13 protein-coding genes are annotated in these 14,084 nt (G+C 69.0%); 6 read left to right on the top strand and 7 right to left on the bottom strand.

Going from position 1 to position 14,084, the window contains the following annotated elements; genetic code table 11:
- Positions 1–10: 10 nt before the first annotated feature.
- The 4 genes from QRN19_RS06365 to QRN19_RS06380 are packed head-to-tail and all read right to left on the bottom strand — an operon-like array spanning position 11 to position 3,648.
- On the bottom strand, positions 11–928 hold the full coding sequence (locus QRN19_RS06365; protein WP_285025897.1) for an NAD-dependent epimerase/dehydratase family protein: 918 nt from the start codon (positions 926–928) through the stop codon (positions 11–13).
- Positions 921–2,171 carry a rhamnosyltransferase WsaF family glycosyltransferase gene (locus tag QRN19_RS06370; protein ID WP_285025898.1) on the bottom strand — a complete coding sequence of 417 codons (1,251 nt, stop codon included), beginning with the start codon at positions 2,169–2,171 and terminating at the stop codon, positions 921–923. Before QRN19_RS06370 ends, QRN19_RS06365 begins: the two co-directional genes overlap by 8 nt.
- Positions 2,171–3,040: a glucose-1-phosphate thymidylyltransferase RfbA gene (gene rfbA / locus QRN19_RS06375; RefSeq protein WP_285025899.1), complete on the bottom strand. Its 870-nt coding sequence runs from the start codon at positions 3,038–3,040 to the stop codon at positions 2,171–2,173. The genes QRN19_RS06370 and rfbA overlap by 1 nt, the downstream gene beginning before the upstream one ends.
- Before the next feature lie 2 nt (positions 3,041–3,042).
- Complete coding sequence (locus QRN19_RS06380; RefSeq protein WP_285025901.1) at positions 3,043–3,648, bottom strand: dTDP-4-dehydrorhamnose 3,5-epimerase family protein; 606 nt, start codon at positions 3,646–3,648, stop codon at positions 3,043–3,045.
- Between the two features lie 89 nt (positions 3,649–3,737).
- Here QRN19_RS06380 and QRN19_RS06385 point away from each other — a divergent pair, with 89 nt between their 5' ends.
- From QRN19_RS06385 to QRN19_RS06400, 4 genes are all read left to right on the top strand, one after another.
- The gene (locus QRN19_RS06385) at positions 3,738–4,331 is read left to right on the top strand and encodes a GtrA family protein (protein ID WP_285025903.1); all 594 of its coding nucleotides are present in this window, start codon (positions 3,738–3,740) and stop codon (positions 4,329–4,331) included.
- Positions 4,328–5,179, top strand: coding sequence for a dTDP-4-dehydrorhamnose reductase (gene rfbD / locus QRN19_RS06390; RefSeq protein ID WP_502928033.1), 852 nt, complete (start codon positions 4,328–4,330; stop codon positions 5,177–5,179). Before QRN19_RS06385 ends, rfbD begins: the two co-directional genes overlap by 4 nt.
- A complete protein-coding gene (locus tag QRN19_RS06395; protein ID WP_285025904.1) occupies positions 5,176–6,312 on the top strand; it encodes a glycosyltransferase family 4 protein in 1,137 nt (378 codons plus the stop codon). The genes rfbD and QRN19_RS06395 overlap by 4 nt, the downstream gene beginning before the upstream one ends.
- A gap of 116 nt (positions 6,313–6,428) precedes the next feature.
- Positions 6,429–7,244, top strand: a complete 816-nt coding sequence (locus QRN19_RS06400; protein ID WP_285025905.1) for a class I SAM-dependent methyltransferase — start codon at positions 6,429–6,431, stop codon at positions 7,242–7,244.
- Positions 7,245–7,270: 26 nt separating this feature from the next.
- Here QRN19_RS06400 and QRN19_RS06405 read toward each other — a convergent pair whose 3' ends face one another.
- Positions 7,271–8,641, bottom strand: a complete 1,371-nt coding sequence (locus QRN19_RS06405) for an LCP family protein (RefSeq protein WP_285025906.1) — start codon at positions 8,639–8,641, stop codon at positions 7,271–7,273.
- On the bottom strand, positions 8,638–9,168 hold the full coding sequence (gene purE, locus QRN19_RS06410) for a 5-(carboxyamino)imidazole ribonucleotide mutase (protein ID WP_285025907.1): 531 nt from the start codon (positions 9,166–9,168) through the stop codon (positions 8,638–8,640). The genes QRN19_RS06405 and purE overlap by 4 nt, the downstream gene beginning before the upstream one ends.
- Positions 9,169–9,306: 138 nt before the next feature.
- Here purE and QRN19_RS06415 point away from each other — a divergent pair, with 138 nt between their 5' ends.
- Both QRN19_RS06415 and QRN19_RS06420 read left to right on the top strand, forming a co-directional pair.
- Positions 9,307–10,410, top strand: a complete 1,104-nt coding sequence (locus tag QRN19_RS06415) for a VIT1/CCC1 transporter family protein (RefSeq protein ID WP_285025908.1) — start codon at positions 9,307–9,309, stop codon at positions 10,408–10,410.
- A gap of 132 nt (positions 10,411–10,542) precedes the next feature.
- On the top strand, positions 10,543–12,636 hold the full coding sequence (locus QRN19_RS06420) for an acyltransferase family protein (RefSeq protein ID WP_285025909.1): 2,094 nt from the start codon (positions 10,543–10,545) through the stop codon (positions 12,634–12,636).
- Positions 12,637–12,853: 217 nt separating this feature from the next.
- On the opposite strand, the gene QRN19_RS06425 is transcribed toward QRN19_RS06420, so the two are convergent.
- The gene (locus QRN19_RS06425; protein ID WP_285025910.1) at positions 12,854–14,047 is read right to left on the bottom strand and encodes a hydroxymethylglutaryl-CoA synthase; all 1,194 of its coding nucleotides are present in this window, start codon (positions 14,045–14,047) and stop codon (positions 12,854–12,856) included.
- Positions 14,048–14,084: the final 37 nt, after the last annotated feature.

A 14,084-nucleotide genomic window follows, 5' to 3' on the forward strand; every position in this document is an offset into this window, starting at 1 on the left:
CAGGGGACGCTCAGCCCAGCATGTCCTCGTAGGTGCGGCGGATGCCCTCGGCCAGTGGTGTGAGCGGGACCGGTTCGAACTCCCTGCTCCAACGCTCGGTGTCGAGGATGACGCGGTCGACGAAGGTCGGCGGCGTCGGGCGCTCCTCGATGGCGAAGTCCACCCCGGTGACGTTGCGGAGTTCGGCGAGGATGTCGTTGACCGACAGGCCGAAGCCACTGCCGAGGTTGTAGAGGTCGTGCTCGGTCTCGCGCCCGACGAACGCCACGATCATCCGCACGAGGTCTTCGACGTAGACGTAGTCGCGCACCATCTGACCGTCGCCGAAGCGGACGACCGGGCGGCCCTCGGTGATGTTCCGCAAGGCGATGGGGATGAGCCCCTGGCGCCGGTTCGGCCGCTGGCGGGTGCCGTAGGGGTTGGAGATGCGCAGAGACGTCGATGCGAGGCCGTGACGCGTGCGGAAGTAGTGCAGATAGTGCTCGATCGCCAGCTTGCCGATGCCGTATGGCGAGATCGGCATGGCCCGGTCGGTCTCGGCGTAGCGGGCCTGCCCCTGCGGTCCATAGATGGCCCCGCCGGTGGAGGCGTAATAGAAGTGCTTCACCTCGGCGCGCGCGGTCGCCTCCAGCAGCTCCACGGTCTGGGCGATGTTGGTGCGGATGTCGAGCGTCGGATCACTCTCCGCCGTCGCCGGTGACGTGGTCGACAGCAGATGCAGCACGTGGTCCTGACCGCGCACCGCCTCGTCGAGGTCGGACCGGCTGAGGAACTCGCCGCGGATGAGGCGGACCCCTTCGGTACGGAAGGTCGGCTCCGAGCCACTGAACCGGTCGAACGCGCTCACTTCGTGGCCGACGCGCTGCAACGCCTCCACCAGGTGCGACCCGATGAAGCCGTTCGCCCCGATGACGAGCGTCTTAGCCACGCATAGCCCGTTCGAACGCGTCCACGAACTGCGTACCCGAATCTGCCCAGTCGATGGCCTCGACAGACGCGGACATGGCGACGGAACGGTCGATCGCGTCCGGCCGCTCGATCACCTCGACGAGCTTCTTCGCGATGACAAGGGGTGAGGGCTGCACGTACTCGATGTTCTCGTTGTCGGAGACCATCCGGTTGTTCGGGCCGTCGTTGACCACCGGCGTGACACCGGCGGACATGAGTTCGAGCGGGAGGAGCGACATGTTCGTGAGCGAGAGGACGAGACCGGCGCCGCACCGATTGTAGACCGCGTTGAGCTGGTTGATCTCCATGCTCGCGAGGTTGTTGTGCTTGAACGGGATGGTGAACTCGGACACGTCCCAGCCGGCGAGGTTGATCGTCACGTCAGGCCGCATCCGCGCGAACTCCGTGAGGGCGAGGATGCCCAGCTCGAAGGCGCGCCGCGGCGTCACGGGGCGGGCGTAGAAGAAGATCTCGTCGCGCTTTCCCCGGTTCGTCACGCTGTAGTGCGTCTTGTCCACCGCGAAGTCGAAGGAGTCGCACGGCATGCCGTACTCAGTGCTCAGCTTGTGCTGCAACCAGCCGCCGGCGGTGATGCCGTGGAAGCCGAACTTGTAGGTGTTCTCGGCGAGGAGCGCCTGCGAACCGAGTGGGTAGAACAGCGGTTCGAAGTCCTGGACGAAGTAGAAACGACGGGCGGAGGAGGCGTCGCGGTACGCGGGGTACGCGGTCTCCCAGCCGGTGGCGAAGAGCGCCTGGGTGTCGGCGCGTACGCCGGCCTCGCGATCGTAATCGACGATCTCGGCACGCAGATTCGGGTACGCGCTCGATTCACGGAGCATCGCCTTCGTCGCGGCGAGAGTCGGCGCCGCGCCGACATTGTCGTACAGGTAGATCGTGCACTCATGCCCGGCCTGCTCGGCGAAGTTGATGAACCGGAACAGGTTCTGGTGCCCGCCGCTCTCCTTACCGGGAGGCGACATGATCCACGCGATCTTCACCGGCCCCTCGGTGACCGTGGTCGGGTGTTCGAACCGTTCGGCGTGCTCGGTCCAATCGACGTCGGAGACGTCCATCGAGTCGACGAGCATGCCGCCCGCCGGCTCTCGCGTCAGGAGCTTGATCGCCGTGCGCTGGGCGATGTACCCGAACAGGTTGCGAACACCTTCGTCCTGGACGAGTTTCCGCGCCCGTCCGAGCTTCTGGCGGAATCGGTTGACAGCCATCAGCGTTCGGTCTCCAGCAGGGTCTGCAGGTACCGGCCGTAGCCGCTCTTGACCAGCGGAGCCGCGAGTGCGGCGAGCTGCTCGTCGTCGATCCATCCGGCGCGCCAGGCGATCTCCTCGATGCAGCCGACCTTGAATCCCTGTCGGTCCTCGATGACGCGGACGTACTCAGACGCCTGCATCATGGATTCGAAGGTGCCGGTGTCGAGCCAGGCGGTGCCGCGGTCGAGGACCTGCACCTGCAGCTCGCCCTGCTCGAGGTAGCGTTCGTTGACGGTCGAGATCTCGAGCTCGCCACGAGCCGAGGGTTCGATCGTCTTGGCGACCTCGACGATCGAGTTGTCGTAGAAGTACAGGCCGGGGACGGCGTAGTTGCTTTTTGGCTTGGCCGGCTTCTCCTCGATGGAGAGGGCCGTGAAGTCATCGTCGAACTCCACGACGCCGTAGGCCTTCGGGTCAGCCACCTGGTAGGCGAAGATGAGCGCGCCGTCGATGCTGTTGTGGTTGCGCAGCGCGGAGCCGAGACCGGTGCCGTGGAAGATGTTGTCGCCGAGGACGAGAGCGACGCTCTCATCGCCGATGAACTCCTCACCGATGATGAACGCCTGAGCGAGACCGTCGGGCGAGGGCTGCACAGCGTACTCGAGGCGGATGCCGAGGTCGGAACCGTCGCCCAGCAGCGCACGGAACTGTTCGTTGTACTCGGGCGTCGTGATGATGAGGATCTCCTTGATGCCCGCCATCATGAGCGTGGAGAGGGGGTAGTAGATCATCGGCTTGTCGTAGATCGGCATCAACTGCTTGGAGATGCCCTTCGTGATCGGCCAGAGTCGTGTGCCGGATCCGCCGGCGAGAATGATGCCGCGCATCGTCAGTTCCCCTTCAAGGTCGCGTAGAACGCCCGGGCGTCATCCCAGGTCGGCAGCAGGCCGGCGGCCGCTGCTTCGGCGAGGCCAGGGGCCTCGGTGTCTTTCGGAGAGAGCAGGGGAGTGCCGGCCTCCGGCGGGAGGACCAGGCCGATCTGCTCGTCGAGCGGGTTGATGCCGTGTTCACGTTCAGGACGGTAGATGTCGGTCACGAGATAGCTGACGGTGGCGTCGTCGGTCAGCGCGACGAAGCAGTGTCCGAGGCCCTCCGAGATGAAGATCGCCTTGCGGTCCGTGTCGTCGAGGAGGACGGAGTCCCACTGCCCGAAGGTGGGCGATCCGACACGGATGTCGATGACGTAGTCGAGGACCGCGCCGCGCGTGGCGGTGACGTACTTCGCCTGCCCGATCGGGATGTCCGCGAAGTGGATGCCGCGCACCGATCCGCGCTTGGACACGGACGTGTTCGACTGCGCGAGGGCGATGGAGCGGCCAGTGGCCTCTTCGAGCCGGTCGAAGCGATACCACTCGAGGAAGACGCCTCGGTCGTCACCGAACTGCTTCGGCGTGATCTCATAGCTGTCTGGCACGTTCAGTTCGCGGATCTGCACTCGGGGAGTCTACCAAGAGGAGCCTGAGCGCGGTCGTCGGGGACCAGGCCTCAGGCATAATCGAGTGTCCGCGCACAGAACGGCCCGCCATGATCCCTCTGCTCCGCCGCCTCTGGAACGGCGTCGCCGCCTACGCCGTGAAGTTCGGCGTCGTCGGGCTGATCGGCTTCGGCCTCGATGTGCTCGTGTTCAACCTGCTGCGCGTCGGCGTCTTCGGGCACGACCACCTCGCCCAGTCCCCCATCGGTGCCAAGGTGATCAGCGTCTCGGTCGCGATCGTCTTCAACTGGATCGGCAACCGGTACTGGACCTTCCGCGAGCACCGTCGCAAGAACTTCGTCCTGGAGCTCGGCGAGTACGTGATCGTCTCACTGGGCGGCATGGCCATCGCCGTCGGCTGCCTCTATGTCAGCCACTACGTCCTCGGCTTCACCTCGCTGCTCGCCGACAACCTCGCCTCGAACGTCATCGGGCTCGGCCTCGGAACCCTCTTCCGGTTCTTCCTCTACCGGTTCTGGGTCTACGGGCACCACCGGGCGGACGGCCTGGCCAACCTCGCTCGCGTGGAGGAGGCTCAACGGACGCTGTTCGAGGAGCCGCCCGTCGACGCCGCACGAACAGGGACCTCCCCGGGCGAGCCCGGTACGATGAACGGGCCACTCCCGAGAGGACCCCAATCTTGACGTACCTGATCACCGGTGCTTCCGGCATGCTCGGCCACGACCTGCAGGAGGCCCTGACGGGTCGCGAGGTCACCGCCCTCGGTCGCGCGGAGCTCGACGTGACCGACCTCGAGGCCGTTCGCGCCGCTGTCGCGGGTCACACCGCCGTCATCAACGCCGCCGCCTATACGAAGGTCGACGACGCCGAATCGCATGAAGCGGACGCAGCCGCCGTGAACGCCATCGGCGCCCGGAACCTCGCGGTCGCCACCCGGGAGGCCGGCGCGAAGCTCGTCCAGGTGTCCACCGACTACGTCTTCGACGGCTCGGCCACCTCGCCCTACCAGGAGGACCACCCGCTGGCCCCGATCAGCGCCTACGGCCGCACGAAGGCCGACGGGGAGCGAGCCGTCCTCGCTGAGCACCCGAACGGCGGCTACATCGTCCGGACGGCCTGGCTCTACGGCAAGAACGGCCCCAACTTCGCCGCGACCATGGCGAAGCTCGCGGCGAACGGCGTCGACCCGGCCGTCGTCACCGACCAACTCGGCCAGCCCACGTGGACCGCGGATCTCGCCGCACAGATCGTCGCGCTGCTCGACGCCGACGCACCCGCCGGGATCTACCACGGCACCAACGCCGGGCAGGCCTCCTGGTACGAGTTCGCCCAGGCGGTCTTCGCGGCGGTCGGCGCCGACCCCGCACGGGTCTCCCCCACCGACAGCTCGGCGTTCGTCCGCCCAGCTCCGCGCCCCGCCTACTCGGTGCTCGGCCACGACGCCTGGAGCACGGCCGGTCTCGCCCCGATGCGTGACTGGCGGGAGGCCTTCGAGGCAGCGACGCAGCACGGCGTCGTCACGGCGCCGTGACCACCCTGCGCGTCGTCGTCGACCAGATCGTCGCACCGGTCGCCGGCGGGGTCGGTCGCTACTCCGAAGAACTCACCCGTGAACTCATCGCCAGCGCCCCGGCGGGGTGCGACGTCGAAGGCATCGTCTCGGCGGTGCCGAAGGAGAAGATCGACCTCCTGGAGTCCAAGCTCCCCGGACTGGCGGCGCTGCATCGCACCACGCTGCCGCGTCGCGAGCTCAGTGCCGCCTGGCAGCTCGGCATCGTGGCACCCGGTACCGCCAACGGCATGGTGCACGCTCCGGGTCTCCTCGCCCCGCTGAATCGCCATGACCGCATCAACGACGGCAACCAGATCGTCGTCACCATCCACGACACGCTCGCCTGGTCGCACCCCTCGTCACTGACGCCGATGTCGGTGGCTTGGCAGAAGGCCATGGTCAAGCGGGCGCGGAAGCACGCGGACGCCATCGTGGTCCCGACACACGCCGTCGCCGACGAACTGCGCGACATCGTCGATCTCGGCGACCGCGTCCGCGTCATCGGCGGGGCCGCCGCGACCACGCTCACCATTCCGACCGACGCCGACGGTCGAGCACGGACGCTCGAGCTCCCGTCGGAGTACCTCGTGTCCGTCGGCTCACTCGACCCCCGTCGCGGCATCACGGAACTCATCACCGGCCTCGGCCGCCCCGGCGCCCCCGACCTCCCGCTGCTCATCGTCGGCACGGACAGCTGGGGCGACGTCACCCTCGCGCAGGTCGCCGACGAGGCAGGTCTGCCCGAGGGTCGCGTGCGCGCGCTCGGGTTCCTCGACGACGCCGACCTCGCCGTCGTCCTCGACCGCGCGACCGCCTTCGTCTACCCGAGTCTCGCCGAAGGGTTCGGGCTTCCGCTCGTCGAGGCGTTCCGCTTCGGCACGCCCGTCATCCACTCCGACGTGCCGGCGCTCGTCGAGGTCGGCGGTGGAGCCGGCGTCGTGGTCGAGTCCGGTGCCAAGGGGTACGCCGATCGACTCATCGCCACCATCAACGACGTCATCGGCGACAGCGAACGCCTCGCCCGCCTGCGCATCCTCGGCATGGACCGCGAGCAAGCCTTCAGCTGGCGCGACTCCGCCGAACGCGTGTGGCAGCTGCACGCCGAGATCTGACGCCTGGCCCGGAGCGCGGTCGCTCGCTGCACCGGCGGACCGCGTCGGACGGCGAGCGGTTCGCGGCCAGTCGTAACGTGGGAGGGATCACGATCCGGCACCCGTAGGGTTGAAGGGTGACTTCTGCGAAATCCCACGAGCGCTACACCCTGGGCCATCACCCGAGTGTGCTCCGCACGCATGCCTGGCGCACCGCACAGAACTCTGCGGCCTACCTGCTCCCCCATCTGCACGCCGGACTCGATGTGCTGGATCTGGGCAGCGGCCCGGGGACGATCACGATGGACTTCGCGCGCCTGGTCGAACCAGGCACGGTGATCGGCATCGACGCGGCCCCCGAGGTCGTCGCCGAGGCACGCGATCGTGCTGCCCTCGCTGGCCTCGAGAACGTCTCGTTCGCGGTCGGCGACGCCTATGCCCTCGACCTCCCCGACGACAGCGTCGACGTGGCACACGCGCACCAGCTGCTCCAGCACGTCGGCGATCCTGTCGCCGTGATCCGCGAGCTGCGCCGTGTGGTCCGCCCCGGCGGAGTCATCGCGTTCCGCGACATCGTCTACGGCGGCGCCGTCTGGTATCCCCTCTCCGATGGGCTCACCCGCTGGATGGAGGTGTATCAGGAGCTGGCGCGGGCCAATGCCGGCGAACCCGACGCGGGCAGCCGACTCAAGTCCTGGGCACTGGCGGCGGGCCTGACCGACATCCGGAGCACCGCGAGCGTCTGGTCCTTCGAGTCGCCCGAGGACCGTGAGTGGTGGGGCGGCGCCTGGTCCGAGCGCGCCAGGACCTCCAGCTTCGCCACCCAGGCGTTGGAGATGGGGATCGCCACCGATCGTGAACTGGTGCAGATCTCATCTGCGTGGCGGGACTGGGTCGATGCGGAGGACGGCTGGTTCGCGGTGCCTCACGGCGAGATCATCGCGACGGTCTGACAAGGGTCCGACGAACGACGGGTCGGTCAGCCCGCGTCCGGGCTGGCCGTCGGCGTCACGGGCCACAGGGTGTCGTGGACCGTCTGCCTGATGAGCGCGTAATCGGGTTCCTCGGGATCGATCGTCGGTGGCGTGAATTCGACACTCGACAGGCCTTGTTCCTTCGTTTTCGACGCGAGGTCGACGAAGTACCCGATCATGCCCTGGGGCACATCGGTCCGCACAACGTCCGGGCTGGCCGCCGCGATCTCCTGGAACCTCGAGAGCACATTCGTCACGTTGAACTGCGAGAGCATCGCCTGTTGGACCTGGCGTTGTCGTTCGATGCGCAGGTAGTCGGTCGAGCCGTGACGAGCGCGGGCGTACATGAGCGCGTGCCAGCCGTCCATGTGCTGGTTGCCGACCTCGATCCACTCGGTCACGTTCGACAAATCCGCGTCGCCGTCCATTGGCAGGCGCTCCTTCGCGTCGATCTGAATCCCACCGAGTGCATCGATGAGCTGTGCGAAGCCGTACATGTCGACCAGCACGTAGTACTGGATCTTGAGCCCGGTGATGCCTTCGGCAGCCTGCTTCATCGCCTCGATGCCCGGCTCGCTCCCCTCGGCCTCGGCTTTCGGGAACAGTTCGGGGTTCTTCAGTTCGATCTCGGTGTAGATCGAGTTCAGCTGACACACGTCCACGTTGCAGTCGTCGTTGTAACCGTCGGGATACATCCCGGCCATCTCGCTGCCCTCGGGGAACGGGATGTCGACCAGGTCGCGAGGCAACCCGAACGCCGTCGCTTTCCCGGTCTCAGCGTTCACGCTGACCACGGATGTGCTGTCCGGACGCATCCCATCGCGGTCGGGACCGGCATCGCCACCCAGCAGGAGGAAGTTGTAGTACCCGTCGATCGGCTCCTCGGACGGACCCGCGGTGAAGATGGACGCGATCGTCCCGCGGGCGGACCCGGCGAGTACCGCACCGTAGCCGGCGGTGCCGGTCACAGCCAACATCGCGACGGTCGCCAGGAGCGCGATGCCGAGCCTCGCGTTGGGCGACGCTTTGACCAGCCGGATGAGCCTGAGGGTGTCCAAGGTCAGCACGATCCAGAGCACGGCGTAGACCGCGAGGAGCACCTGCGCGATCGTGAGTCCGAACCAGTTGGTCGCGGCGGTGTAGACGAGTTGCGGCGCTAGGAGATAGGTCACCATCACCGCGACGACGAGCAGCCAGAGGAAGAGCGTGAACCCGAGGCCGAACCGCCCGAGCCTCCGGTTGCCGGCGAGCACCTGCGCGGAGCCGGGGATCAGCAGGTTGAGGACGACGAGCCACCAGGCGCGCTTCGTCATCACCTCGCGCGAACGGGTGTCGGGATACCGCATCGGCTTCGCGGCGGTTGCTGCACTCGTCATAGCTGCGCTTTGAGGTTCCGGTTCTTCTCCTCGACCGAGTCGGCGAGGGCCTCGGCGTAGGCGACGAGCGCCTGGTGCAGGGCGTCGTCGGCCGTGGCGAGGATCTTGACGGCGATCAGCGCGGCGTTCTTCGCGCCGCCGATCGACACGGTCGCGACCGGCACGCCCGCGGGCATCTGCACGATCGACAGGAGCGAGTCGAGGCCGTCGAGGCGGGAGAGCGGCACCGGGACGCCGACGACCGGGAGCGTGGTCACGGAGGCGAGCATTCCGGGAAGGTGGGCAGCGCCACCGGCACCGGCGATGACGACCTTGACGCCGCGGCCGTGGGCGGCCTTGCCGTAGGCGATCATCTTCTCGGGCGTGCGGTGAGCCGACAGCACCTCGACCTCGAAGGGCACGCCGAAGTCGCGGAGCACCTGCGCCGCATCGCTCATGACGTTCCAGTCGGAGTCCGAGCCCATCACGACGCCGACGAGCGGCGGGGCGTCACGGGACGGGGCGGAGTTCTCGGGCATGAGCACCATCGTAGATCGCGGTGCCTGAAGATCGGCTCAGGACGCACCGCAGGTGCCGGACAACCCCTCGCCCAGACGACCCCAGTCCGGGGACGCCTCCCCGGTCGCGCGGCACGCCGATCGACAGGTGTCTGGGACAATCGGCGGATGAGCACGCCGACCGCGGATGGATCCGCAGCACGCCACGAGCCACCCAGCCAGCGCGAGCTGCGGCGGTGGCGCGGGTACCTCGCCGACGAACGCGCCGAGGCCGCCGTCTACCGGGATCTCGCTGGCCGACGGAGCGGCGAGGAGCGCGACATCCTGCTCGCGCTCGCCGAGGCTGAGAAACGCCATGAGTCGCACTGGATCGCCCTGCTCGGAGACGACGCCGGGAAGCCGCAACGCGGTGACCTGCGGACCCGGTTGCTCGGCTGGCTCGCGAGGCGGTTCGGATCCGTCTTCATCCTGGCGCTCGTCCAGCGCGCCGAGTCGCGCTCGCCCTACGCGACCGAACGGGCGGCCACCGAGCGGATGGCCGCTGACGAGCAGATCCACGAGGAGGTCGTCCGGGGCCTGGCAGCCCGCGGGCGCAACCGCCTGTCCGGAACCTTCCGAGCGGCCGTGTTCGGAGCCAACGACGGACTCGTCTCGAACCTCGCGCTTGTCATCGGCATGAGCGCCACCGGCGTCGGCAACGGCGTCGTCCTCGCCGCCGGGCTCGCAGGCCTCCTGGCGGGCGCACTGTCGATGGGAGCCGGCGAGTACGTCTCGGTCCGGTCGCAGCGGGAACTGCTCGAGGCGTCCAGCCCCAACCCGGCGGCCGACGACGCCCTCCCTCACCTCGACGTCGACGCGAACGAACTCGCGCTCGTCTACCGGGCGCGCGGCATGGAGGTCGGCGAGGCCGAAGCCCACGCCGCGGACGTCCTTGCCCGCGTCGGCGCCGGCACCTACCAGCGCGAGGCCCGCGCGGCGATGGAGCACGAGGCCGTCGGGACCGGGCTCGGCGCAGCGCTCTCGAGTTTCTGCTTCTTCGCGTCGGGGGCCGTCATCCCGGTCCTGCCCTACCTGTTCGGGCTCCAGGGTGTCGCCGCGCTGCTCGTCGCCGCGGTCCTGGTCGGGGTGGCCCTCCTCGGCACCGGCGCCGTCGTCGGGCTCCTCTCCGGAGGGCCACCGCTCCGCCGGGCACTGCGACAACTCGCGATCGGGTACGGCGCCGCCGCGGCCACCTACGTGCTCGGCCTGCTCTTCGGCGCGAACGTCGGCTGACCCGATCGTCGACCGTCCGTCGAGCGGCACCGGGAGCCGATGCGAACCCGTCATCTGCCGTCCACGAGTGCGTCACCGGCGTTCCCTACGCTGAGCCAGCCGTCCGTCGAACCGGACGGCGGAGGAGGGCGCGTGAGGCAGGTGCAGGACCGGACCGGCGCGTCTCCCCTCCTCGGAGCGGCTCCGCGCACGCAGCCGGACATCCAGTTGCTGCGCGCGATCGCCGTCCTGTCCGTCGTGGTCTTCCACCTGTCGTCGACCCTCCTGCCCGGCGGGTACGTCGGCGTCGACGTGTTCTTCGTCGTCAGCGGGTATCTGATCACGAGTCACCTCGCGCGCCAGGCCGACGAGACGGGACGCGTCGACCTCCCGGCGTTCTGGGCCCGCCGGATCCGGCGACTCCTCCCGGCCGCCCTGCTCGTCCTCGCCGTGACCGCCGTCCTCATCTGGCGGCTGGCTCCGCCGAGCGACTGGACGCAGTTCTTCACCGAGACCGTGGCGAGCGCGACCTCCTGGGAGAACTGGTTCCTGGCGGGGAGTTCCGTCGACTATCTCGCCCAGGGCAGCGCCGCGTCACCGGTCCAGCACTTCTGGTCGTTGTCGGTCGAGGAGCAGTTCTACCTCGGCTGGCCACTCGTCGTCGTGCTGTGCGTGTGGCTCACCAGGCGGCGACCGTCGGACCTCCGCCGCACCCTCGGTGTGGCGCTGGGGATCATCGGTGTCGCCTCACTCACGTGCTCGATCCTGTACACGTCGGCGGATCCGGCACCGGCGTACTTCGCCACGCCGACCCGTGCCTGGGAGTTCGCGGCCGGCGGTCTCCTCGCGCTCCTCGGGCCGGTCGTGGTCGTGCACCGCACCCGGTGGCGAACGGTCTCCGGCGTCCTCGGCGTCGTCCTCCTGGCGGTCGCGCTGGTCGTCTTCACCGAGCGGACGGCGTTCCCCGGGATCGCCGCGGCCCTCCCGGTCCTCGGGACGCTCCTCGTGATCGTCGGCGGGTCGTCGACCCACCGGTGGTCGGTGACGACCGTTGCCCGCACACGTGCGTCGCTGCTGCTCGGCGATCTCTCCTATTCGCTGTACCTGTGGCACTGGCCGCTCATCGTGGTCGCACCGTGGGTGCTCGGCGTGCCCGTCGCGCTCGGCGACCCGCTCGGTTGGGCGATCGCTGCCGCTCTCCTGGTCGTCGCCGTGGTTCTCGCCGCGCTGACGAAACGGTTCGTCGAGGACCCCGTCCGACGAGCCCCCGTCCTCGCGCACGCGCGCTCCGCACGGACCTTCCTGCTGGCTGGCGCGACGACCGCACTCGTGCTCTGCATCCCGACGGCGGGGTTGCTGACCGTCGCCGCCGAGGAACGCACCCTCGCGAGCACCGTGGACGCCTACGTCACGGACGGCGAGCCGTGTTTCGGTGCCGATGCGGCCGTGTCGGGTTGCACCAATCCGGCGTTGGCGGACGAACTCCTGCCGCCCCTGTCGGTGCGGACCGAGGACACCGGCGACACCTTCCGGTGTTCCGCAGCGGCCGACGCTCCGGACTTCCCCGGCTGCACCTTCGGTTCCGACCGCCCGGACGCCACGCGGGTCGCGCTCACCGGGAACTCGCACGCCACGATGCTCATCCCCGGCCTCATCGACCAGCTCGAGGTGCGCAACTGGCGACTCGACGTGTACGTCGGCAAGGGCTGCGAGTGGCGGGCACCGGGACCGGACGACTCGGCGGCCTGCGACGCCCGGCGGACCCTCATGCAGCAGGCGTTCACGGGCGAGCGGCCGTACGACATCATCCTGGTGACCTCCAAGAGCCCGGACGAGACCTCGGTGGCCGAACAGGCCCGGATCCGCGATGCGACGCTCGAGGCGTGGGGACCGGTGCTCGACGTGGGGACGTCGATCGTGGTGCTGCGGGACAATCCGCGCGTGCCGACCGAAGCCGCGGCGTGCGTCGACCGGACGAGCGCCGCCGAGCTCATCGCGGGGGCGTGCGCCTTCCCCGTCGCCGAGGCGTACCCCACGTTCGACCTGAACACCGCGACCGCGGCGATGACCGACGGCGCCGTGCCGGTCGTGGATCTCGGCGAGCTCTACTGCGCCGCCGGGACCTGTCCGCTCGCCGTCGGGAACGTCCTCGTCTATCGTGATCTGCACCACATCACGGCCACCTGGTCGCGGACCCTGGGCCCGTTCCTCGTCGACCGGATCCGAGCCGCCACCTCCCGAGGCTGACTCGTCCCCGGTCGGTGGAGTGCCAGCGCGGTGCGTTGACCCGAGCGCGTCGAACCCGGCGTCACCGCGGTGCGCTGACGCGAGCGCGTCGAACCCGGCGCGACCGCGGGGCACACGCGTGGGCGCGCCCCTCCGGAGACCCGCGCTCAGGTCCTCAGCCCGCGGTGACGTCAGCGCACCGCGCTGGCGTCACCCCAGGAGGGCACAGAGGGGGCGATCAGGCGGAGGTGGGCTCGTACTGCCGGCGGTCGCCGACGACGCCCGCGAAGCGGAACGGCGCGCTGGTCTCACGCGGACGGTCGGAGTCGTGGACGTCGGCCGAGGCCGCGTCCTCGAGGAGCTGCAGGTAGCGGGCGTCGTCGACGACCGTCCTGGCATCGAGCTGAGCACGGTTCGCGTCGCTCCGCAGAGCCGAGCGGTAGCCCGGACGCACGATGCCGCTGAAGCACTCCGCGACCGCACCCGAGCCGTAGCTGAGGAACGCGATACGCCGACCGGTGAGGTCGTCGTCGCCGTCGAGCAGCGCAAGCAAGGCCAGGTACACGGAGGCCGTGTAGCTGTTCCCGATCCGGCGGTTGTACCCGGTCGTCGGCTCGATCTGTGCGTCCAACTCCTCCTGGGTGCGCTCGGAGCCGAGCGACTTGGCCAGGTGCCGGTGCGCCTTGATCGCCATCTTCGTGAACGGCTGGTGGTAGCAGAAGTGGTCGACCTCGGAGAAGTCCGCTCCGCCGCGTGACCGGTAGTCCGCCCAGGCACCCTCGATCGCGTCCTGGTAGGCGGAGATGGACAGCTTGCCGTCGACGATCGCCGTCGCACTGTGGTTCGGACGCCAGAAGTCCATGACGTCCTGCGTGTAGACGCCGGTCGCGGTCTCGAGCTCGAGGATGGCGGGATCAGCGGCCACGAGCATCGCGACGGCCCCTGCGCCCTGGGTCGGCTCGGCGTTGGAGTGCAGTTCGTACCGCGCGACGTCGCTCGCGATCACGAGGACGGTCTCCTCGGGGTTCCGCGCCACGAGCGCAGCGGCGAACTGCAGCGCGGCCGTGGCCGAGTAGCAGGCCTGCTTGAGTTCGACCACACGGACCGCCTGCGGCAGGCCGAGCAGCCGGTGCACGTAGACACCCGCGGACTTCGACTGGTCGATCCCGGACTCGGTGGCGAACAGGACGGTCCGGAGGCGGTCGCTGCCGTGCCGCTCGATGATGGGCGCGGCAGCGGCTGCGGCCATCGTGACGATGTCCTCGTCGGCGGCCGGGACGCTCATCTCGCTCTGGCCGAGCCCGACGTAGTACTTGGCGGGTTCGACACCGAAGCGCCCGGCGAGTTCGGCGAGGTCGATGCGGTTCGCCCCCGTCGCGAAGGCGATGTCGTCGATGCCGACGGCGGGGCTGCTGGTCTGGTTGGTGTTCACGTGCGGGGTGCTCCGTTCGAGCGTCGACGATGCACCG

It is taken from the genome of Plantibacter sp. ME-Dv--P-122b, assembly GCF_030209375.1.
GTDB lineage: Bacteria > Actinomycetota > Actinomycetes > Actinomycetales > Microbacteriaceae > Plantibacter.

Coding starts and splice junctions, on each gene's coding strand:
- QRN19_RS06370 (WP_285025898.1), bottom strand. CDS start 2,171: ATGGCTGTCAACCGATTCCGCCAGAAGCTCGGACGGGCGCGGAAACTC.
- rfbA (WP_285025899.1), bottom strand. CDS start 3,040: ATGCGCGGCATCATTCTCGCCGGCGGATCCGGCACACGACTCTGGCCG.
- QRN19_RS06385 (WP_285025903.1), top strand. CDS start 3,738: ATGATCCCTCTGCTCCGCCGCCTCTGGAACGGCGTCGCCGCCTACGCC.
- QRN19_RS06405 (WP_285025906.1), bottom strand. CDS start 8,641: ATGACGAGTGCAGCAACCGCCGCGAAGCCGATGCGGTATCCCGACACC.
- purE (WP_285025907.1), bottom strand. CDS start 9,168: ATGGTGCTCATGCCCGAGAACTCCGCCCCGTCCCGTGACGCCCCGCCG.
- QRN19_RS06415 (WP_285025908.1), top strand. CDS start 9,307: ATGAGCACGCCGACCGCGGATGGATCCGCAGCACGCCACGAGCCACCC.